Source organism: Nocardioides sp. Soil774 (assembly GCF_001428125.1).
Lineage (GTDB): Bacteria > Actinomycetota > Actinomycetes > Propionibacteriales > Nocardioidaceae > Nocardioides.
This window is the reverse complement of sequence record NZ_LMSM01000005.1, coordinates 56,027-75,670: the sequence shown is the minus strand read 5'-3', so window position 1 is coordinate 75,670 and position 19,644 is coordinate 56,027. Positions and strand designations below refer to the sequence as shown.

Genomic DNA, 19,644 nt, shown 5'->3' with positions numbered 1-19,644 from the left:
GGGCGCAGGGGACCTCTGCCTCTGGCCACCCCTGACGCCCGGGCGTGGACTGGTGCCGAGACAGGAGGTGACCCACGATGAAGCGTCCACGATGGCTGTTGCGGCGCCGGCACTCGTTGACGGCGTGCCCGGAGTGCGGCAAGGCGTGCGTGCCGGAGTCGTACTGCGAGTTCTGCGGCTACGACCTGGTCGAGAGGTCGCGCGCCGACGTCAGCCGCTACAAGCCGCCGGCCTGACCGGGGCCGGCACAGGGGAGGCTCAGGCCTGGCAGACGGGGCACCAGAAGAGCCGCCGGGCCGCGTGCTGCGCGTCCAGGACTGCCGTGCCGCACACGCGGCACGGCAGTCCGGCGCGGCCGTAGACGTAGTGCGCGTCGACCCTCCGTGGACGCCCGGCCGGACGCTCGCGGTCCTCGGGCAGCGTCGTGACGATCCGCCCGGCCCGCACGCCCGCGCGCAGCAGCACGACGAGGTCGTCCCAGAGCACGTGCAGCTGTGAGGCGTCGTGCTCGCGCCCCGCACGGAAGGGGTCGAGCCGCTGCCGGAAGAGCACCTCGGCGCGATAGACGTTGCCCACGCCCGCCACGACGGACTGGTCCATCAGCAGGGTGGCGATCGGGGCCCGGCTGCGCAGCACCCGCGTCACGAACGCCTCCACGTCGGGCTTGCGGCGCAGCGGGTCCGGCCCGAGCCGGGCCTGCAGGGTGCGCCGCTCGGCGTCGCTCAGCACCTCGCACGCCGTCGGACCGCGCAGCTCGAGCCAGTGCCCCGCGCCCACCAGGCGCAGCCGCAGCGCGCCGCGGGGAGGGGGAGCCGGAAGCGTGCCGTCGCGGAACGTGCCGTAGAGCCCGAGGTGCACGTGCAGCCACAGGTCGTCGTAGCGGTGGAAGAGGTGCTTGCCCCACGCGTCGGTGGCGTCGAGGACGCGCCCGTGAAGCAGGCCCGCGCCGTGCTCGAAGCGGCCCTGCGGACTGTCCGCCGCGACGGGCTGGCCCTGCAGCAGGCGCGCGTGGCGGCGGGCGAGGCGGTGGATGGTGTGTCCCTCTGGCACGCCCCGATCGTGGCCGACCCCGCCAAGCCGGGCACCCGGGGGCCACCTGCGAGCATGGACCCATGAGCCGCCCCACCCTCCGCGAGACCATCCAGGAGCGCCCCGTCGTCCTCGACGGCGGGCTCGCGACGCTCCTCGAGAGGCACGGCCACGACCTCTCCTCGCACCTGTGGTCCGCGCGCCTGCTCCGCGACGACCCCGCCGCGATCGAGGCGGCGCACCGCGAGTTCTTCGGGGCCGGCGCCGAGGTGGCGACGACCGCGTCCTACCAGGTGTCCTTCGAGGGCTTCGGCGCCGAGGGCGTCGACCACGCGGAGGTCGAGCGCCTGCTGCGCCGCAGCGTGGCGCTGGCCGCGTCGGCCCGTGACGAGGTGGCGCCCGGGGGATGGGTGGCGGCGTCCGTCGGGCCCTACGGCGCCGTGCTGGCCGACGGCTCCGAGTACCGCGGCGACTACGACCTCGATGTCGTCGGCCTGCGCGAGTTCCACCGACCGCGTCTCGACGTGCTGGCCTCGACGGTGGGCGAGGGAGCCGACGTGCTGGCGATCGAGACGGTGCCCTGCCTGTCCGAGGTCGAGGCGGTGCTCGCCGAGCTCGACGGCACGGGCGTGCCGGCGTGGCTGTCGCTGTCCGCCGCCGACGGACGCACGCGCGCGGGCGAGCCGCTCGAGGAGGCGTACGCGATGGCGGCCGACGTCGCAGAGGTCGTCGCCGTCGGCGTCAACTGCACGACCCCGCTCGATGCCCGCGACGCGGTCCAGGTCGCCGGCGCCCACGCCCCGGTCGTGGTCTACCCCAACTCCGGTCAGGGCTGGAACGCCGTGACCCGCGAGTGGGAGGGCCGCTCGGCGTTCACCGCCGACGACGTCTCCGCCTGGGTGGTGTCCGGCGCAAGGCTCGTCGGCGGGTGCTGCCGCGTCGGCCCTGAGGACATCACCGCGCTGCGCGCGACGCTCGGCAGGTGAGGCGCGGCGCGTGAGGCTCAGCTCGTGAGCACCACGAGCCGCTGGGTGGCGCGCGTCATCGCGACGTAGCGGTCCACCGCACCGGTGATCCCGTCGCCGAAGCGGTGCGGGTCGACCAGCACGACCAGGTCGAACTCCAGGCCCTTGGCGAGCTCGGGGGAGAGGGAGCGCACGCGCTCGGTGCCGGCCCAGGTCGGGTCGCCGATGACCACCGCGGTGCCGTCGGCGTGGGCGGCCGTCCACTCGGCGAGGACCCGGTCCCGCTCAGCCGCAGGGGCGTGCTCGACGGGGATCCCGCTCTCGCGCACGGACGTCGGCACGTTGGCGTGGGGGAGGACCTCCCGGATGACCGGCTCGGCGGCGTCCATCACCTCCACGGGCGTGCGGTAGTTGATGCCCAGTCGCATGACCGAGACGTCGGTCAGCCCCACTCTCGCGAGCCGCTCGGGCCACGTGTCGGTGAACCCGTGACGGGCCTGCGCCGGGTCGCCGACGATGGTGAGGCTCCGGGAGGGGCAGCGTCGCAGCAGCATGAGCCACTCGGCGTCGGTGAGCTCCTGCGCCTCGTCGACCACGACGTGCGCGAACGGCCCGGCGAGCCGGTCGATGCCGGTCGTGGGCAGCGCGCCGTCGTCGACCAGTGCGGTGCGGAGGTCGTCGTGCACGAGCATCGAGACCAGGCCGTCGCCGAGCGCATCGGCGCCGGTCTCGCGCGCGGTCGTGCGCAGGTCGTCGATCACCTCACCCATGCGCGTCCGCTCGCGGGCCTCGGCGGCCGCCGTACGCCGTCGCCTGCGCGAGGCCTCGGGATCACCGAGCCGCAGCCGAGCGGCATCGAGCAGCGGCAGGTCGGCGTGGGTCCACGCCTCCGGGTCGTTCCGCCGCAAGGCCTGCACCTCGTCGGGCGAGAGCCAGGGCGCGCAGTGCCGGAGGTAGGCCGGCACCGTCCAGAGGTCGCCGACCAGGTCGGTGTGCTCGATCAGCGGCCATGCCCGGTCGAAGGCCTCGCGCAGCCCGCCGTGGCGTCCGAGCACCCGACGGGCGTCGTCACCGGAGAGCCCGTCGGAGCCCAGCTCGTCGGAGCGGAGCTTGTCGGCGAGGATCGACACGACCTCGTCCCACACGTCGTCGCGCGCGAGGTTGTGGGGCGTGCCGGGGTCGGGGGAGTCGAAGGCCTCGGCCCACTCGCCGGCAGTGAGCAGGACGTCACCCCACGGCGTCTCGACGAGCAGCGGCTCCGTGGGCGGCTCCTCGTAGAGCGCGACGGCGGGCTCGATCGCAGCGACCATGCGCGCGTCGGCCTTCAGCGCTGCGACGCGCGCGTCCGGCTCGGGTCGCGCGCTCGGGGCCTCGGGCACCAGGTCGCGCACCGTGCAGGTCAGCACGCCCTCCTCGCCGAGGCTCGGCAGGACGTCGCCGACGTAGGCGAGGTAGGGCTGGTGCGGCCCGACGAACAGCACCCCGCCACGCCGGTGCCCGAGCCGCGGGTCGGCGTAGAGCAGGTAGGCCGTGCGGTGCAGCGCGACCACCGTCTTGCCGGTGCCCGGCCCGCCGTGGACGACGAGCGCGCCACTCGATCCGGCGCGCACGATCGCGTCCTGGTCGGCTTGGATGGTGCCCAGCACGTCGCGCATCCGCGGCGTACGGCTCGCTCCGAGCGTGGCGATGAAGGCCGACTGGTCGTCGAGGGCGGCGGTGTGCGCGAGGCCCTCGTCGGTGAAGGCTTCGTCCCAGTAGTCCACGGTCCGCCCGCCGACCCAGCGGTAGCGACGCCGGCTCACCAGTCCGTGGGGCTGCGCGTGCGTCGCGGCGAAGAACGGCTCGGCGGCAGGGGAGCGCCAGTCGACGAGCAGCCGGGAGCCGTCGGCGCCGGCGAGCCCGAGACGTCCGACGTACGTCGCCTCACCCTGCTCACCGTCCCGGCCGGCGGGCACGATCCGGCCCAGGCACAGGTCGAGGTCGTAGCGGCGCAGCGTGCGCAGCCGGGCGCTGAGGCGGTGCACCTCCTGGTCGCGCTCGAGGGCTGCGGTGCCGTGGCGCGCGGGTGCGCGCCGCGTCTCGGCGAGCATCGTCTCCAGCTCGGTGATCGCGTGCTCGAGGCTGGTGGCGATCGTGCGGAAGTGCGCGCGGTCACGGTCGATGAGGGCGGGGTCGGTCTTGGCGGCAAGGGCCTCGGGAAGGTCGAACGGAGCGGTGTCGGGCGGCGTCACGCCCTGCAGTGTGGGACCGCGACGGGGTCTTGCGGCAAGCCCCCCGATGGCCTATACGTTGAGGGTGGAGGCAGCGCAGGCCGTGGGGTCGGTCCCGATCCTGCAGGCGATGGGCGTCCGCCTCGTCGACGTACGACCTGGCTTCGCGGCCGCGGAGCTGCCGCCGGAGCCCAACGTCAACCACTTCGGCGTGACCTATGCCGGCTCGCTGTTCAGCGTCGCGGAGATGCTCGGCGGCGTGCTGTGCCTGGCCACCTTCGACCTCGAGCCGGGCGGCGAGCTCGACGGCTGCGTGCCGATCGTCAAGGAGTCGACGATCCGGTTCCGGCGGCCCGCGGTGGGCGTCGTACGCGCAGAGGCGTCGCTGCCGGACGCCGAGGTCACCAGGATCCGTCGTGACGCACTGGCGACGGGCAAGGCCGAGTTCGTGCTCGAGGCGAGGCTCACCGACGCCCACGGCGAGGTCGTCTCGACCGCGATCGGGACCTACCAGCTGCGGATTATGTCAGCCTGACGATGACGGACGCACCGCGGTTCGTCCTGCACGACCACCGCCGACCGAGCCCGCACTTCGACCTCCGGCTCGAGGAGGACGGCGTGCTGCGCAGCTGGGCGGTGCCCAAGGGCCTGCCCGACGACCCGACGCACGACCGGCTCGCCATCGCCGTCGACGACCACGGGCTCGACCACGTCGACTTCGAGGACGAGCACAAGTCGATCGCCGATGCCGGCACCTGGCAGGAGCACGACCGCGACGAGCGACGTCTGGTGTTCACGCTGCACGGCCGGCGCGGCCCACGACGGTTCGCCCTGATCCACACCGGTGGCACGCAGTGGCTGCTGCACCTGACGAAGGAACAGGCTGAGCGTGCTGACCCCTCTCGCGAGCGTGAACGCAACGCCGATAATTGACATTATGTCAGATAGCGCAGGCGCAGGACGCTAGAACAGCTCCCCGACCCGTCCCGCGAGGTGGGGCCCGCCCAGGCACACCGCCGCCTGCCGCGCGCCAGCCTCGAGGCTCGCCGTCAGGTCGCCACCTGCCAGCCGCGCCACCAGGAAGCCGGCGAAGAACGCGTCTCCGGCGCCGTTGGTGTCCACGACGTCGACGGGCTCACCAGCGACGTCGGTCCACCGGCCGTCGGCGTCGACGGCCGACGAGCCGTCGGCACCGTGCGTCACCACCACGCTCGCGCCGCGCTCGGCTGCCCTGGTGGCCCACCCGCGCCAGTCCGGCATCCGCACGGACGACAGCTGCAGGTGGTCGGCGCGGGTGAAGTCGGCATGGAACGCGCTGACGCCGTCGTAGTCGTGGAGGTCCGCCCAGACCGGCACACCGGCCTCCTGGCCCCACCCGACCCAGGATCGTGCGTGGTCGGACAGGTCCGTCACCACCACGTCGGCCGCGGACAGGTGCTGCTCGGCGTCGGAGCGGCGCCACGGCTCGAGCGGCTCCGGGAGGTGCGTGTAGATGGAGACGCGCTCCCCTGCGTCGGTCATCAGGTTGACGTGACGCTCGCACGCACCGCTCCGGCTCGGGCGGGAGACGACCCGGACGCCCGCCGCGGTCAGGCTGTCGCGCACCCGGGCGCCCGTACGGTCGGCGCCCAGCACGGTCAGCAGCGTCACCTCGGCCCCGAGCGAGACGAGGTTCAGCGCCTTGCCCGCCGACGTGCCGCCCAGGGTGCTCCACGCCCGCTCGGCGAAGTGGGTCCCGGACTGCGGTGGCGGCAACGCGGCGAGGTGGATGATCTCGTTGGCGCTCGCCGGACCGACCACGAGCACACGCGGGGACCTCGTCACGACGGCGTCGTGGACTCGTGGGCATCCTGGTACGCCGCGGTCAGCTCGGACCAGCGCTCGCGCCACGCAACCGCGGGCGCGTGCTCCGACCAGCCGTCCTCGTGCACCGGGCCGGCGTGGACCAACGAGCGCCCCAGGTCCTCGAGGTGTGCCTGCCACCCGGCTCCGTGCGCCGGCAGCGCGCCGACAGGAAGGCCGCGCTCCTCGACGACCAGCCTGGTGCGCGACCCCTCCGCGGTGAGCCAGGCCTCGACCTGCGTCTCGTCATCCGCGCCCGGCTCCATGGTCACGAGCAGGTGGGACGGCGCGTCGCAGGAGTCGATGCGCGCCTGCCCGCTCCACGTGCTCGTGAAGACCGCGTGGACCTCGCCGCCCAGCCGGAGGTCTCCCGTGACCTCGGCGATCCAGCGGGCCAGCCGCTCGGTTGAGGTGCACGCCTGCCAGAGGTCCTCGATGGAGGTGTCGTACACGTCCTCGACGCGCACGACTCCCCTGTCCTGGTCGAGCGCCCGCATCGTCGCGTTGATCCTCATGCCTGATCCCTCTTCCCCCGTGCGATCTCGGTGTGCAGCGCGTCGAGGCGCTGCTGCCAGAGGCCCCGGTAGGCCTCCAGCCACTCGTCGACCTCGACGAGCGCCTCCGGCCGGAGGCTGTAGATGCGGCGTTGCGCCTCCTGCTCCACCGTCACCAGTCCCGCCTCGCGCAGCACCCGCAGGTGCCGCGAGACGCCGGGCCGCGCGATCGGCAGGGCGTCGGCGAGCTCGGTGACGGTGGCCGGGTGGTCGCGCAGGATCTCGAGCATCGTGCGACGGTTCTCGTCGCCGATCGCCTGCAGCACCGCGTCCATGACTCCGAATGTACCTGATCGGTTACGTATCCGCAAGGGTACGTTGGCCGCAGTCTCCGGCCGTCGCCTAGGTTGGCCCCATGGCCCAGATCCCGACGTACGCGCTCAACGACGGCACGACCCTGCCCGCCATCGGCTTCGGCACCTATCCCCTGCGCGGCGAGGCCGGCATCCGCGCCATGGTGGGGGCGCTCGAGGCGGGCTACCGGCTGCTCGACACCGCGGTGAACTACGACAACGAGTTCGAGGTCGGGGAGGCCGTGCGGCGTTCGGGACTTCCCCGCGACGAGGTGCTCATCGCGAGCAAGATCCCCGGGCGGCACCACGCCTACGACGACGCGATCGCGTCGGTCCGCGGCTCCCTCGAGCGCCTCGGGGTCGAGCACACCGACCTGCACCTCATCCACTGGCCCAACCCGAGCCAGGGCACGTACGTCGAGGCGTGGCGCGCGCTCGTGCAGCTGCAGAAGGACGGCCTCGTCCGCTCCATCGGCGTCTCGAACTTCACGCCGACGCACCTCCAGCGCATCATCGACGACACCGGTGTCACGCCGGCGGTCAACCAGGTCGAGATGCACCCCCGGTTCCCCCAGGCCGAGCTGCGCGAGGTCCACGAGCGCCTCGGCATCCGCACCGAGGCCTGGAGCCCGATGGGCAAGCGCCGGGCGCCGCTCGAGGAGGAGGCGGTGACAGCGGCGGCGAGCGCCCACGGCGTCTCCCCCGGCCAGGTCATCCTGCGCTGGCACGTGCAGCTCGGCTCGCTGCCGATCCCCAAGTCGGCCGACCCGGCCCGCCAGGCACAGAACCTCGACGTCTTCGGCTTCGAGCTCACCGACGACGAGGTGGCCGCGATCACCGCGCTCGGCGAGGACGACGGCCGGCTGTTCGGCGGCGACCCCGACACCCACGAGGAGATGTGAACCGGCGCTGGCTACCATCGGCGCCATGCTGAAGCGACCCGCCGCCGTCCTGGCCTGCCTGTCCGTGCTCCTCCTCGCCGGTTGCGGCAACGAGGCCGACACCGACACCGCGGCCGACACGTCGCAGACCCCGGCCGCGGGCAAGACCACGACCTGCGACTACCCCGAGGACGGCCAGGAGGCTGCTCGCGAGGTGGAGGTGCCCGACGCCGAGGCCCCGGCCGAGGGCACGGTGGCCGCGACCATCACGACCAACTTCGGCGACATCGGGCTCACCCTCGACGCCGCGTCGGCCCCGTGCACGGTCAACTCGTTCGTCTCGCTGGCCGAGCAGGGCTTCTACGACAAGACCCCGTGCCCGCGCATCGGCGACCAGGAGGGCTTCGGCATCCTGCAGTGCGGCGACCCGACCGGCACCGGTGCCGGGGGCGCGGGCTACTCGTTCGCCGACGAGCTGAGCGGTGACGAGACCTACCCCGCCGGGACGCTCGCGATGGCCAACGCCGGCCCTGACACCAACGGCTCGCAGTTCTTCCTGGTCTTCCGCGACTCGCAGTTCCCGCCGAGCTACAACGTCTTCGGCACGATCGACGACGCCGGACTCGACGTCCTCTCCAAGATCGCGGCCGAGGGCAACGACAACGCCAACCCCGCGGGCGGAGGCGCGCCCAACAAGGACGTCACCATCGAGAAGGTCACCGTCGGCTGATCTGCGGCGGTCCCGATGCCGTCGGGACCTTGTCCCCTCGCGTCGCGACCTGGGGCGCGGCACGGTCGTGACATGGAGCACGAGATCACCGTGGTGGACCTGACCGAGCAGCCGACAGCAGTGGTGCGGGATCGCGCTGCGCCAGAGACCATCTCCGACGTGCTCGGCCGCTCCTTCGGCTCCGTGGCCCGCGCCGCGGCCGGCCAGGGTCGCCAGATCACCGGACCTCCCTTCGCGCGCTACCACACGATGGACGCCTCGGGATGGGAGCTGGAGGCAGGGTTCCCCGTCGACGCGCCGGTCGTCGCCGACGGGCCCGTCGAGCCCTCGACCCTGCCTGCGTGCCGGGCGGCGCGCCTGGTGCATGTCGGGCCCTACGACACGGTCGGCGGCAAGGCCTGGAACGAGGCATCGGCCTGGCTGTCCGAGCACGGGTACGCCGCCACGGAGGCACCGTGGGAGAGCTATCTGGACGAGCCGGACGTGGAGCGTCCGCGGACCGTCATCCTGATGCCGTTCGCCTGATCGACCCAGGGATCGGACCTGGATCAGGACGGGTCTGCGTCAGTGGGCGCATCCTCGTAGTGGACGTCCTCGCCCAGCTGGACCGTGCGCGAGACAGCGCACAGCCGGTCGCGCGACATCTCGATCGCGCCCTGCAGGCGCTCACGGGCCGCGTCACCCTCAGCGCCCTCGGGGAACTGCACGTCGAAGGAGACCCGCAGGCCGGTCAGGTGGTTGCCGTCGGCATCGCGCACCTTCTGCCCCTCGGCGTGCACGTCGAAGGTCGTGCTCGAGGTGCGCTTGTGGGTCAGCGCCTCCACGTCGAGCGCGCTGCATCCCGCGATCGCGGCGAGCAGCAGCTCGACGGGGGTGAAGTCGGGGTCGTCTCCCCCGGTGCCGAAGAAGGTCTCGCCGCCGCGGGCGTTGGTGGCCTTGAAGCGGGCGTGCCCGATGCGGGTGATCTCGACGCTGCGCAGGCTCTCGTCCGTCATGCGGGACAGCCTGCCAGAGGACGCCCGACCGGGCTCGGGGTCAGCGGGCGGCGCGACGCGCGGCGCGACGGGCGCGCCGCTCTTCGCTGCGGGCGATCTCCACGTTGCGCAGGAGGGCACGGTCCTCGGCCGAGCGAGCCCGCGAGTCGACGAGGCTGAAGGCGACGTGCAGCTGCGTGGTCATGGAGATCTGTCCTCTCGAGGGCTTCTGTCCCTCATGTGGTGTGTAAGAAGTGGCCGCACCGTTGCGGCTCTTACATTCTACTGTTACGGAATCGTTGTCACCCATCGCCGACGACGTGATGTCGCACACCCGGCGGCTAGGGTCGAGGCGTGACGAGCGAGCGCGTACGACGCCCCGGACCGTCGGTGCGGACACGGGTCGTCGAGCACGCGTCCGGGCAGGAGGTCGCGCGCGAGGACCGGCTGATCACCGAGGAGCCACTGGAGATCCGGGTGGCCGCACCGGGGGCCGCACCGCGCCGCGCGTGGGTCACGATGCGCACGCCGGGCCACGACTTCGAGCTCGCCGCGGGATGGCTGGTCAACGAGGGGGTCGCCGTTCCCGGCGCCATCGCGCGGGTGGCCTACTGCACCGACACCGACCTCGAGCCCGAGCAGGAGTTCAACGTCGTCACCGTCAACCTCGCCGGCGCGGCCGACCTGCCGCACCGCCACGTCGCGGCATCGGCCGGATCCTCGGCGTGCGGTGTGTGCGGCAAGGACAGCGTCTCGGAGGCCCTGGCCACGCGCACGGCTGTGCCGTGGCCGGGCGAGCGCCCCGGCGCGGACGTCGTACGCCGCCTGCCTGACGCGCTGCGGGACCGGCAGACCCTCTTCGACCGGACCGGGGGCGTGCACGCGGCCGGCCTGGCCGAGGCCGACGGCACCCTGCTCGTGGTCCGCGAGGACGTCGGGCGCCACAACGCGGTCGACAAGGTCGTGGGCGCGCGTGCGCTCGCCGGCGAACCCGTGGCCGCCGCCTGCCTGGTGCTGAGCGGGCGGGTCGGCTTCGAGCTCGTGCAGAAGGCCGCGGCGAGCGGCATCGGCTCGATCGTCGCCGTGGGGGCGCCGACGAGCCTGGCGGCCCGACTGGCCGGCGAGGCGGGCATCGACCTGTGGGGCTTCACCTCGCCGGGGCGGACCGTCCGCTACACCTAGCGGTCCTCGCGCGGCGTGGTGGCCCGTCGCTGTCGGTGCGGCGTTCTAACGTCGTCCCGTGCGCATCCTCCACACCTCGGACTGGCACCTGGGGAGGTCCTTCCACCGCGAGGACCTGCTCGGGCACCAGGCCGCGTTCGTCGACCACCTCCTCGGGGTCGTGGAGTCGGAGAAGGTCGACGTCGTGGTGGTCGCCGGCGACGTCTACGACCGCGCCCTGCCGCACGTCGACGCGGTCGCCCTGGCCGACGAGACCTTCGCCCGGCTGGCGGCCTCGCGCGCCAAGGTGGTCGTGAGCAGCGGCAACCACGACAGCGCGCAGCGACTCGGCTTCGGCTCGCGGCTGATGGACGCGGCCGGGGTCTTCGTGCGCACCAGCGCGGCCTCGGTCGGCAACCCGGTCGTGCTGAAGGACCGCCACGGCGAGGTCGCCTTCCACGCCCTGCCCTACCTCGACCCCTCCGCGCTCCTCGAGCCGTGGGGCCTGGCCCAGCGCAGCCACGAGGCCGCCCTGGCCGAGGCCATGAGCCGGGTGCGCCGCGACCTGGCCGAGCGCGGCACCAAGACCCGCTCGGTCGTCCTCGCCCACGCCTTCGTGGCCGGCGCGACGCCGTCGGAGTCCGAGCGCGACATCAGCGTCGGCGGGGTGTCCCGGGTCGCGACCAGCCTGTTCGAGGGCATCGACTACACCGCGCTCGGGCACCTGCACGGCCCCCACGTCCTGACCGACTCCCTGCGCTACTCCGGCTCGCCCCTGGCCTACTCGTTCTCCGAGGCCGACCAGGTCAAGGGCTCGTGGCTGGTCGAGCTCAACGCCAAGGGACTCGCCTCCGCGCGCTGGATCGACGCGCCGTTGCCCCGGCGCCTCTCGCGCATCTCCGGGTCGCTCGCCGACCTGCTGGCCGACCGGTCCATGGACGACCGCGAGCAGGACTGGGTCCAGGCCACCCTCACCGACGTCCCCCGCCCGGCGCGGGCGATGGAGCAGCTGCGGCGCCGCTTCCCCCACACCCTCGTGCTGCAGTTCCCAGCCCCGGTCGGCGACGCGCACGCGCCGGCGCGCCCCGCGTCGGGCGTCAGCGACCACTCGATCGCCCTCGACTTCGTGCGCCACGTGCGCAGCGTCGAGGCCACGCCCGCCGAGTCCGCGCTGCTGCGCGAGGCCATCGACGCGTGCTGCGACGATCCCGACCTCGACGTGCTCGTGGGAGGTGCCCGATGAGGCTGCACCACCTCGAGGTGGTCGCGTTCGGGCCGTTCGCCGAGCCCGTACGCATCGATTTCGACGCGCTCTCCGAGGCAGGACTCTTCCTCCTGAGCGGCCCCACCGGAGCCGGCAAGTCCAGCATCCTGGACGCCGTCTGCTTCGCCCTCTACGGTGACGTGCCCGGCGACCGGGCCGCGGCCAAGCGGCTGCGTTCCGACCACGCCGCCGACGACGTGGCGCCACGGGTCGTCCTCGAGGCCACGCTGTCGGGACGGCGCTTCCGCATCGACCGCTCCCCTGCCTGGACCCGCGCGAAGCGTCGCGGGTCGGGCACGACGACCGAGCAGGCCCGGGTCGTGATCTCCGAGCGCCGGTCGGGCGCCGAGGGCGACACCGACGAGGCGTGGCACCCGTTGAGCACCCGCCTCGACGAGACCGGCCACCTGGTGACCCGTCTGGTCGGGATGACGCTCCCCCAGTTCTGCCAGGTCGCGCTGCTCCCCCAGGGGCGCTTCCAGGCCTTCCTGCGCGCGCGGTCCGAGGAGCGGCACGCGCTGCTCCAGCAGGTGTTCCAGACCGGCCGATTCGACCGCACCGAGCGCTGGCTGCGCGAGCGACGCGTCGAGCTGCGGCGCGCCTCCGAGCAGCAGCAGCGCTCGGTCGCCGACCTCGTCAGCCGGGTCAGCGAGGTGGGCGACGACGAGGCGCCCGCCGACTGGCCCGAGGCCCCCGACGCACTGCTCGCCTGGCTGCAGGACCTCACCACGGCCGCGGTGACCGCGTCGGTGGAGCAGGCGATCGCGGTCGAGGCTGCCTCCGCGGCCGAGGTCGCGGCTGCCGGGGCCTCGGCCGCCGGCATCGAGCTCGCCGGGATGCGCGCCACCCACGCGGCCGCCCGTCGCGCGTGGGCGACGCTGGAGGCTGCGGACGCCGAGCACTCGAGCCGCAGGCGACGCATCGACAAGGCGCAGCGCGCCGCCGGCGTACGCCGCCTGCACGACCTCGCCCAGCACTCGCTGGCCGACGCCGACGACCTCGAGCGCCAGCACGCCACGGCACGCGCCCGCCTCGAGGAGCTCCTCGGCGCGCCCGTCGACGACCAGCAGGTCGCCGAGCACCAGCGCGCCGCCACGCGCGCCCTCGCCGACATCGCGCGCGTGCGCCCCCTGCAGCGCCAGGCCGTCGACCTCGAGCGCCAGGTGGCACGCAGCAGCCGCAGCAGCCAGGAAGCCGACGACCGGCTGGCGCGGGTGCAGCAGCGCGCCGACGCGATCCCGGCCGCGCTCGACGAGCTCCTCCCCCGCCAGGCTGCGGCTGCCGACGCGGTGGCCGCGGCCGAGGCCCTGGCGCGCGACCTCGAGGTGCTGCGCGGACGGGTCCGGGCCGCCAGGTCCGCGGAGTCGCTCGCCACGGAGCTGCGCACCGCGGAGGGTGCGCTGCGCGAAGCCGTCCAGAGTCGGCTGCTGGCGCGCGAGACGCTCGTCGAGATCCGCGAGCAGCGGCTCGACGGCATGGCCGCCGAGATCGCGGCCAAGCTCGCCGTCGGCGCGTGCTGCCCGGTGTGCGGCTCGGCCGAGCACCCGACCCTCGCCGCGCCGGCACCCGGCGCTCCCGACGATGCCTCCGAGCGGGAGGCCCGGCGCGAGGTCGACGACCTCGAGGTGGTCGTCGAGGCGCACGCGCAGCAGGTGCGCGGGCTGGAGTCCCGGCTCGCGGCGGCGCTGGCGGAGTCGGGCGACTCGGTCGAGCGGCTGCTGGTCGCCGAGGAGGACACCGTGGCGGCGATGGACCGGGCCCGCGCGGCCGCGGCCCGGCTCCCGGTGCTCACCGCACAGGTCGAGGCCCTGCGCTCCGAGCAGGACGACCTCCTCCGCGAGCGCGAGCACCTGGCGGGGGTGGTCGCCGAGCACGCCACCGAGGCAGCCGTCCTCACCTCCCGGCTCGAGGCACTGCGCGAGCAGGTCGCGGCGGTCGTGCCCGACCAGGACGCCGGGGCGCCCGTCGACCTCGACGCCCTCGCCGACCTCCACCAGCAGGTCGAGACGCTCTGCCAGCGGTGCACCGACCTCACCGCGGACCTGGCCCGGGCGCGCGCCACCGCCGTGAGCACCCAGGAGGCCGCCGACGAGGTGGCGGTCAGCGCCGGTTTCGAGTCGTCGGCGGCCGCTGCCGCGTCGTGGCTCGACGCACGTGCGGTGGCCGACCTCCAGCAGCAGGTCGAGCGGCACGAGCGCGAGGTGGCGCGGGTGAGCGACCTGCTCGCCGACGACGAGCTCGCGCGCTCCGCCGCAGCCGACCCGCCCGACCTCGAGGCGCTCGCGCAGGAGCACCACCGCGCCAAGGAGGCTGCTGCCGCCGCCCGTCACCGCGACATGAGCCTGCGTGACCGCGGCCGGCGGCTGCGCGGGCTGTCGGAGGAGGTCACGAGCGCGCTGGCGGCGTGGGCTCCGCTGCGCACCGAGCTCGACCTCGTCACCGACCTCGCCGCCATGGTCGAGGGCAAGCACCCCGAGAACCGGCTGCAGATGCGGTTGTCTGCCTACGTGCTGGCCCACCGCCTCAGCCAGGTGGTCGAGGCCGCCAACCTGCGGCTGTCGTCGATGAGCGACCAGCGCTACTCCCTCGTCCACACCCCGCAGCGCGGGGCGGGCGAGACCCGCGGCGGGCTGAGCCTGGTCGTGCGCGACGACTGGACGGGTGACGACCGCGACCCCGCGACGCTGTCGGGCGGCGAGACCTTCGTCGTCTCCCTCGCGCTCGCGCTCGGCCTGGCAGACGTGATCACCGACGAGGCCGGCGGCACCGACCTCGAGACGCTGTTCGTCGACGAAGGCTTCGGCTCACTCGACGCCGAGACCCTCGAGGGCGTCATGGACACGCTCGACACGCTGCGCGACGGCGGACGGGTGGTCGGCGTGGTCAGCCACGTGCCCGAGCTGCAGACCCGGATCCCGACGCAGCTGCGCGTGCACCGCGGCCGCACCGGCAGTCGTACGACCCTCGAGCTGGCCTGAGCGCAGTTCGGCTAGGTTCGTGCCCATGAGTGCGCCCGGGCTCGACCCGACCTTCAGCGAACTGCCTCACCGCCGTCTGGGGGACGTGGCCCTGGCCCGCGCCCAGGAGCTCGGGGCGAGCCACGCCGACTTCCGCTTCGAGCGCAACAGCTACCAGTACCTCGGCGCACGTGACGGCGTGCTGCAGACCGCCAGCGACAGCGAGGACCTCGGGTTCGCCGTCCGCGTGATCCACCGGGGTGCATGGGGCTTCGCCTCCGGCGTGGTGCTGACCGACGACGAGGCGCGCCGGCTGGCCGAGACCGCGGTCGCCGTCGCGCAGGTGGCCGCGACCATGACCACGACGCCGGTGGAGCTGGCCCCCGAGCCGGTGCACGACGACGTCACCTGGATCTCCGGCTACGAGGTCAACCCGCTCGAGGTGCCCACGCGCGACAAGGCCGACCTGCTCGTCGACTGGACCGAGCGGCTGCGCGCCGGCTCTGCGGTCGCCCACGCGACGTCGTTCCTCCAGCAGGTGCAGGAGAACAAGTACTACGCCGACCTGTCCGGCACCCGCACCACGCAGCAGCGCGTCCGCCTCCAGCCCGGCTTCGAGGCCACCGGCGAGGACGAGCAGAGCGGCATCTTCGACTCGATGGCCTCCATCGCCCCGCCGGTCGGGCGCGGGTGGGAGTACCTCACCGGCGACCACTGGGACTGGGACGCAGAGCTCGCCGAGGTGCCCGAGCTCCTCGCCGAGAAGCTGAAGGCCCCCAGCGTCGAGGCCGGCGCCCACGACCTGGTCGTGGACCCCTCCAACCTGTGGCTCACCATCCACGAGTCGATCGGACACGCCACCGAGCTCGACCGCGCGCTGGGCTACGAGGCCAACTACGCCGGCACGTCGTTCGCCACCTACGACAAGCTCGGCACGCTGCGCTACGGCTCCGAGGTGATGAACGTGCGCGGCGACCGCACCCGCGAGCACGGCCTCGCCACCGTCGGCTACGACGACGAGGGCGTGCAGACCCAGGAGTGGGACATCGTGCGCGACGGGGTGCTCGTCGGCTACCAGCTCGACCGCTCCATGGCTCACCTCAAGCCCGAGCTCGCCGGGCTCGAGTCGGGCGAGGGCCGGTCCAACGGCTGCGCCTACGCCGACTCCCCCGGCCACATCCCGATCCAGCGGATGGCCAACGTCTCGCTGATGCCCGGCACCGACGGCCTCTCGACCGACGACCTGGTCTCGCGCGTGGAGCGCGGGATCTACGTCGTGGGCGACAAGTCGTGGAGCATCGACATGCAGCGGTTCAACTTCCAGTTCACCGGCCAGCGGTTCTACAAGATCACCGACGGCAAGCTCGACGGCATGCTCCGCGACGTGGCCTACCAGGCCACCACGACCGACTTCTGGGGCTCGATGGAGGCCGTCGGCGGGCCCGACACCTGGGTGCTCGGTGGCGCCTTCAACTGCGGCAAGGCCCAGCCGGGTCAGGTCGCAGCGGTCAGCCACGGCTGTCCGTCCGCGCTGTTCCGCGGCGTCAACATCCTGAACACGATCGACGAGGCAGGCCACTGATGAGGACCACCGCACAACAGCTCGTCGAGCACGCGCTCGCGACCTCGACCGCCGACGACTGCATCGCGATCGTCCGCGACGTCACCAGCGCCAACCTGCGCTGGGCCAACAACACCCTCACCACCAACGGCGTGATGACCGAGGTCTCGGTGACGGTGATCAGCTTCGCCGCGGTCAGCGGCGGCGTGGCCACCGGCTCGGTGTCGGGCAGCGCGTCGACGCCTGAGCAGGTGACCGCACTGGTCGAGGGTGCCGACGCCGCCGCGCGCGCAGGCTCCCCCGCCGAGGACGCCGGTGAGCTGCTCGGCGACGTCACCTCCCCCCAGTGGGACCTCGAGCCCGAGACCACCGACATCGGCGTCTACGACTCCTTCGCCCCGGCGCTCGGCGAGGCCTTCGGCCAGGCCGCGGCGGAGGACCGGCTGCTCTACGGCTTCGTCAACCACGACGTCGCCACCACCTACCTCGGCTCGACCCGCGGGCTCCGGCTGCGCCACGTGCAGCCCACCGGTCACTACGCGTGCACCGGCAAGGACACCTCGCTGACCCGGAGCGCGTGGACCGGCGGCGCGACCCGCGACTTCCGCGACGTCGACGCAGCGGCCATGGCCGCCACGGTCGCCCAGCGCCTGAGGTGGGCCGAGCGGCGCATCGACCTGCCCGCGGGCCGCTACGACACCGTCCTGCCGCCCTCGTCGGTCGCCGACCTGATGATCGACGCCTACTGGGGCGCCGGCGCACGCGTCGCGCACGAGGGCGAGTCTGTCTACAGCCGTCGCGGCGGCGGCACCCGCATCGGCGACAAGGTCGCCGCGCCCGGCGTCAGCCTCTTCAGCGACCCCACGCACCCGGGCCTGGAGTGCGCGCCGTTCGTCATCGCCGGGGCCTCCGACAACACCGAGTCGGTCTTCGACAACGGCCTCGGCCTCGAGCGCACCGACTGGATCCGCGACGGCCTGCTGACCGGCCTGCTCCAGACGCGCCACTCGGCCGCGATGACGGGCCAGCCCGTCACCCCGATGATCGACAACCTGGTCCTCGAGGTCGGCGACGGCGCGGGCAGCATCGAGGAGATGGTGGCCGGCGTGCAGCGCGGGCTGCTCCTGACCTGCCTGTGGTACATCCGGGAGGTCGACCCGCAGACCATGCTGCTGACCGGGCTCACCCGTGACGGCGTCTACGTCGTCGAGGACGGGGAGATCGTCGGCGCGGCCAACAACTTCCGCTGGAACGAGAGCCCCATCGACCTGCTCAACCGGTTCAGCGCGGCCACCGAGTCGGTGCCCAGCTTCAGCCGGGAGTGGGGCGACGACTACTTCTCCCGCACCGCGACCCCTGCCCTGCGCATCCCCGACTTCAACATGTCCAGCGTCTCCCAAGGCGTCTGAGCCGCCCCCGCAGCGGTGGGTGAGGGGGATCATGGCCCGTCCGAATCCTCCTCACTCACCGCCCGCCGGGGTGTCGTCGTACGACGCACCAAGCAGCGGTGCGTGACGCGGACCCTGGCCCGCCGGAATCCTCCTCACACACCGCCCGGCGGGGTGTCGTCGTACGCCGCGGCGGTGAGCGGTGCGTGACGCGGACGCTGGCCCGCGCGAATCCTCCTCACACACCGCCCGGCGATGGAGCCTGGCCGGCGTCAGCGGATCCGCTGCACCCGCTCGCGGTGCTTGGCGCTGTTGTCGCCGTCGATGTCGGAGTCACGGGTGCGGGAGATGTGGTCGACCTTCTCCTCCGCCCCCTGCACCGGCTGCGCCTCGATGAGGGTGTCGCGCTCGTAGGCGTGCGACTTGTCGGTGTTGCGGTAGTAGCGGTAGATCGCCCAGTAGGTGCCGATGGCGCCTGCGGGCCCGGCTGCGAGGATCCACACCGGCGCGTTGTCGCCGGCCATGACCGCCACCTGGACGGCGAGCAGCACGCTCACGACATCCCCACCAGGATCGCGCCGGCCACGCCCTCGAGGAACGTGCCGACGGTCAGGGCCGCGGCGAACAGGCGCCACTGCGAGACCGGCACGCTGCCCATCGTCTCCCCCGTGCGCGCGTTGACCGCGATGTAGTGCAGCATCTTGGTGTTCTCCTGGAAGTAGGAATAGATCCACACCGGGAGGTACATCGAGACCCACCGGGACCCGCCGACGTCCACCTTCTCGCCCTCCCAGCGCACGCCCCGGTCGAAGCGGTCGAGGGAGCCGTGGACCTGCGAGCGTCCGATCGAGAGCAGCTGGTCCTCCAGCTTGGGCTGGAGCTGCGCGACGTCGAGGTCGCGCTTCTCGCTGGTGAACCCGACCATGTAGCTGGCGTTCCACCGCACGGCGTTCTTGGTGTCGAACGGGAGGATCGTGTTGACGATGTTGTTCGTCGTCGAGCCGTCGAAGCTCGCCCGGTCGGCAGCGCCCTCCATCGTGAGGTCGTCGACGGTGAAGGCGACCGAGCGGTCGACGCGGTAGACGTCTGCGGCGTAGTAGGTGGTGGTGTTGTCGCCCGTCTTCTCCGTCCAGCGCCTGGTCTGCACCTCCCCCGTGCCGACGTACGACGCCTCCGCGCGCGCGTCGACGACGAGGTAGGGCAGGTAGACCCCCAGCACGTTCTCCGGGACGAACTCCTTCTTGAACCGCGGGTGCGCGAACAGACGGCGCTTGCCGGCGAACTCGCGGATCTTCTCCACCGCCTCGTCGCGCGTCAGGCGGAACGGCAGGACCGCGTCGGGCACGGCGCCGTTGGGCGTGCGCCTGTTGACGTTGAGGGTGTGCCGGCACCAGTGGCAGCGCGCGTTCATCGCGTGGGCGGTGTCGATCACCACGTCCGCGCCGCAGCCGTCGCAAGTGAGCGTGACGACGTCCTCGGCGTCGGCGGCGATCTGCTCGGCCCCGCTGGCGATGACGGTGCCCCGGAGGTCGTCGATGCCCTCGCCGAGCCCGAGCTCCTCCTCGACGCGCGCCTCCTGCCACTCGTGGCGGCAGAACAGGCACACCAGCATGCCCGTGGACCCACGCAGCCGCACGTCGGTCGACCCGCACTTCGGGCACCGGTTGACGCCGTCGGCGAGCGACTCGTTGACCGTCTCGATGCTCGGGCCGGGCGCCGGCTCCGCGCGTGCGGCAGCCAGCTCCTCCTCGAGCGAGAGTGGCGGTCCGTCGAAGACCGGGTCGCGGGGCCCCGCTGCGGGAGCGTCGGGGCCTTGGTCGTCCTGCGCGGTCATC

General features: G+C 73.2%; 21 protein-coding genes. 12 read left to right on the top strand and 9 right to left on the bottom strand.

Annotated elements, in window-relative coordinates:
• Window positions 1–77: 77 nt before the first annotated feature.
• Window positions 78–236 carry a hypothetical protein gene (locus ASG76_RS18970; RefSeq protein ID WP_157558925.1) on the top strand — a complete coding sequence of 53 codons (159 nt, stop codon included), beginning with the start codon at window positions 78–80 and terminating at the stop codon, window positions 234–236.
• A gap of 22 nt (window positions 237–258) precedes the next feature.
• Here ASG76_RS18970 and ASG76_RS03290 read toward each other — a convergent pair whose 3' ends face one another.
• Complete coding sequence (locus ASG76_RS03290; protein WP_056600081.1) at window positions 259–1,050, bottom strand: Fpg/Nei family DNA glycosylase; 792 nt, start codon at window positions 1,048–1,050, stop codon at window positions 259–261.
• A gap of 62 nt (window positions 1,051–1,112) precedes the next feature.
• Between ASG76_RS03290 and mmuM the strand changes: the two genes are divergently transcribed.
• A complete protein-coding gene (mmuM, locus tag ASG76_RS03285; RefSeq protein WP_056600078.1) occupies window positions 1,113–2,015 on the top strand; it encodes a homocysteine S-methyltransferase in 903 nt (300 codons plus the stop codon).
• 17 nt (window positions 2,016–2,032) lie between these two features.
• On the opposite strand, the gene helR is transcribed toward mmuM, so the two are convergent.
• Window positions 2,033–4,225, bottom strand: coding sequence for an RNA polymerase recycling motor ATPase HelR (gene helR, locus ASG76_RS03280; RefSeq protein ID WP_056600076.1), 2,193 nt, complete (start codon window positions 4,223–4,225; stop codon window positions 2,033–2,035).
• 64 nt (window positions 4,226–4,289) lie between these two features.
• Between helR and ASG76_RS03275 the strand changes: the two genes are divergently transcribed.
• Together ASG76_RS03275 and ASG76_RS03270 are read left to right on the top strand one after the other, a co-directional pair.
• On the top strand, window positions 4,290–4,739 hold the full coding sequence (locus ASG76_RS03275) for a PaaI family thioesterase (protein WP_200948049.1): 450 nt from the start codon (window positions 4,290–4,292) through the stop codon (window positions 4,737–4,739).
• A 2-nt stretch (window positions 4,740–4,741) separates the two neighbouring features.
• On the top strand, window positions 4,742–5,137 hold the full coding sequence (locus ASG76_RS03270; protein WP_056600070.1) for a DNA polymerase ligase N-terminal domain-containing protein: 396 nt from the start codon (window positions 4,742–4,744) through the stop codon (window positions 5,135–5,137).
• Window positions 5,138–5,167: 30 nt separating this feature from the next.
• On the opposite strand, the gene ASG76_RS03265 is transcribed toward ASG76_RS03270, so the two are convergent.
• Genes ASG76_RS03265 through ASG76_RS03255 form a run of 3 tightly spaced genes read right to left on the bottom strand, consistent with a single transcriptional unit; the run spans window position 5,168 to window position 6,875 of the window.
• Window positions 5,168–6,028, bottom strand: coding sequence for a carbohydrate kinase family protein (locus tag ASG76_RS03265; RefSeq protein ID WP_056600067.1), 861 nt, complete (start codon window positions 6,026–6,028; stop codon window positions 5,168–5,170).
• On the bottom strand, window positions 6,025–6,561 hold the full coding sequence (locus tag ASG76_RS03260; protein ID WP_056600064.1) for an SRPBCC domain-containing protein: 537 nt from the start codon (window positions 6,559–6,561) through the stop codon (window positions 6,025–6,027). Before ASG76_RS03260 ends, ASG76_RS03265 begins: the two co-directional genes overlap by 4 nt.
• Window positions 6,558–6,875 (bottom strand): ArsR/SmtB family transcription factor, encoded by a 318-nt coding sequence (locus ASG76_RS03255; RefSeq protein WP_056600061.1) that lies wholly within the window; start codon window positions 6,873–6,875, stop codon window positions 6,558–6,560. Before ASG76_RS03255 ends, ASG76_RS03260 begins: the two co-directional genes overlap by 4 nt.
• A gap of 80 nt (window positions 6,876–6,955) precedes the next feature.
• Between ASG76_RS03255 and ASG76_RS03250 the strand changes: the two genes are divergently transcribed.
• From ASG76_RS03250 to ASG76_RS03240, 3 genes are all read left to right on the top strand, one after another.
• Window positions 6,956–7,795 carry an aldo/keto reductase gene (locus tag ASG76_RS03250; RefSeq protein WP_056600059.1) on the top strand — a complete coding sequence of 280 codons (840 nt, stop codon included), beginning with the start codon at window positions 6,956–6,958 and terminating at the stop codon, window positions 7,793–7,795.
• 25 nt (window positions 7,796–7,820) lie between these two features.
• A complete protein-coding gene (locus ASG76_RS03245) occupies window positions 7,821–8,504 on the top strand; it encodes a peptidylprolyl isomerase (protein ID WP_056600056.1) in 684 nt (227 codons plus the stop codon).
• A gap of 72 nt (window positions 8,505–8,576) precedes the next feature.
• A complete protein-coding gene (locus ASG76_RS03240) occupies window positions 8,577–9,029 on the top strand; it encodes a GyrI-like domain-containing protein (protein ID WP_056600054.1) in 453 nt (150 codons plus the stop codon).
• A gap of 23 nt (window positions 9,030–9,052) precedes the next feature.
• On the opposite strand, the gene ASG76_RS03235 is transcribed toward ASG76_RS03240, so the two are convergent.
• Both ASG76_RS03235 and ASG76_RS18965 read right to left on the bottom strand, forming a co-directional pair.
• Window positions 9,053–9,499: an OsmC family protein gene (locus ASG76_RS03235; RefSeq protein ID WP_056600051.1), complete on the bottom strand. Its 447-nt coding sequence runs from the start codon at window positions 9,497–9,499 to the stop codon at window positions 9,053–9,055.
• Window positions 9,500–9,539: 40 nt separating this feature from the next.
• Complete coding sequence (locus ASG76_RS18965; protein ID WP_157558924.1) at window positions 9,540–9,683, bottom strand: hypothetical protein; 144 nt, start codon at window positions 9,681–9,683, stop codon at window positions 9,540–9,542.
• A 149-nt stretch (window positions 9,684–9,832) separates the two neighbouring features.
• On the opposite strand from ASG76_RS18965, the gene ASG76_RS03230 reads away from it, so the two are divergent.
• Genes ASG76_RS03230 through ASG76_RS03210 form a run of 5 tightly spaced genes read left to right on the top strand, consistent with a single transcriptional unit; the run spans window position 9,833 to window position 17,830 of the window.
• Window positions 9,833–10,660, top strand: coding sequence for a formate dehydrogenase accessory sulfurtransferase FdhD (locus ASG76_RS03230; protein WP_056600049.1), 828 nt, complete (start codon window positions 9,833–9,835; stop codon window positions 10,658–10,660).
• A gap of 58 nt (window positions 10,661–10,718) precedes the next feature.
• Entirely contained in the window at window positions 10,719–11,882 is a 1,164-nt protein-coding gene (locus tag ASG76_RS03225; protein ID WP_056600046.1) for an exonuclease SbcCD subunit D, read from the top strand.
• A 53-nt stretch (window positions 11,883–11,935) separates the two neighbouring features.
• Window positions 11,936–14,881 carry an AAA family ATPase gene (locus ASG76_RS03220; protein ID WP_414858314.1) on the top strand — a complete coding sequence of 982 codons (2,946 nt, stop codon included), beginning with the start codon at window positions 11,936–11,938 and terminating at the stop codon, window positions 14,879–14,881.
• A gap of 25 nt (window positions 14,882–14,906) precedes the next feature.
• Window positions 14,907–16,442 carry a TldD/PmbA family protein gene (locus ASG76_RS03215; RefSeq protein ID WP_056600041.1) on the top strand — a complete coding sequence of 512 codons (1,536 nt, stop codon included), beginning with the start codon at window positions 14,907–14,909 and terminating at the stop codon, window positions 16,440–16,442.
• Window positions 16,442–17,830, top strand: a complete 1,389-nt coding sequence (locus ASG76_RS03210) for a metallopeptidase TldD-related protein (protein ID WP_056600038.1) — start codon at window positions 16,442–16,444, stop codon at window positions 17,828–17,830. Before ASG76_RS03215 ends, ASG76_RS03210 begins: the two co-directional genes overlap by 1 nt.
• Before the next feature lie 251 nt (window positions 17,831–18,081).
• On the opposite strand, the gene ASG76_RS03205 is transcribed toward ASG76_RS03210, so the two are convergent.
• Window positions 18,082–18,366, bottom strand: coding sequence for a hypothetical protein (locus tag ASG76_RS03205; RefSeq protein WP_200948048.1), 285 nt, complete (start codon window positions 18,364–18,366; stop codon window positions 18,082–18,084).
• Complete coding sequence (locus ASG76_RS03200; protein ID WP_056600036.1) at window positions 18,363–19,643, bottom strand: hypothetical protein; 1,281 nt, start codon at window positions 19,641–19,643, stop codon at window positions 18,363–18,365. The genes ASG76_RS03205 and ASG76_RS03200 overlap by 4 nt, the downstream gene beginning before the upstream one ends.
• Window position 19,644 lies beyond the last annotated feature (1 nt).

Bases quoted from the DNA above. Each gene is read 5' to 3' on its own strand.
- ASG76_RS18970 (WP_157558925.1), top strand. From the start codon at position 78: ATGAAGCGTCCACGATGGCTGTTGCGGCGCCGGCACTCGTTGACGGCG.
- mmuM (WP_056600078.1), top strand. From the start codon at position 1,113: ATGAGCCGCCCCACCCTCCGCGAGACCATCCAGGAGCGCCCCGTCGTC.
- ASG76_RS03270 (WP_056600070.1), top strand. From the start codon at position 4,742: ATGACGGACGCACCGCGGTTCGTCCTGCACGACCACCGCCGACCGAGC.
- ASG76_RS03260 (WP_056600064.1), bottom strand. From the start codon at position 6,561: ATGAGGATCAACGCGACGATGCGGGCGCTCGACCAGGACAGGGGAGTC.
- ASG76_RS03255 (WP_056600061.1), bottom strand. From the start codon at position 6,875: ATGGACGCGGTGCTGCAGGCGATCGGCGACGAGAACCGTCGCACGATG.
- ASG76_RS03250 (WP_056600059.1), top strand. From the start codon at position 6,956: ATGGCCCAGATCCCGACGTACGCGCTCAACGACGGCACGACCCTGCCC.
- ASG76_RS03245 (WP_056600056.1), top strand. From the start codon at position 7,821: ATGCTGAAGCGACCCGCCGCCGTCCTGGCCTGCCTGTCCGTGCTCCTC.
- ASG76_RS03240 (WP_056600054.1), top strand. From the start codon at position 8,577: ATGGAGCACGAGATCACCGTGGTGGACCTGACCGAGCAGCCGACAGCA.
- ASG76_RS03235 (WP_056600051.1), bottom strand. From the start codon at position 9,499: ATGACGGACGAGAGCCTGCGCAGCGTCGAGATCACCCGCATCGGGCAC.
- ASG76_RS18965 (WP_157558924.1), bottom strand. From the start codon at position 9,683: ATGACCACGCAGCTGCACGTCGCCTTCAGCCTCGTCGACTCGCGGGCT.
- ASG76_RS03215 (WP_056600041.1), top strand. From the start codon at position 14,907: ATGAGTGCGCCCGGGCTCGACCCGACCTTCAGCGAACTGCCTCACCGC.
- ASG76_RS03210 (WP_056600038.1), top strand. From the start codon at position 16,442: ATGAGGACCACCGCACAACAGCTCGTCGAGCACGCGCTCGCGACCTCG.
- ASG76_RS03200 (WP_056600036.1), bottom strand. From the start codon at position 19,643: ATGACCGCGCAGGACGACCAAGGCCCCGACGCTCCCGCAGCGGGGCCC.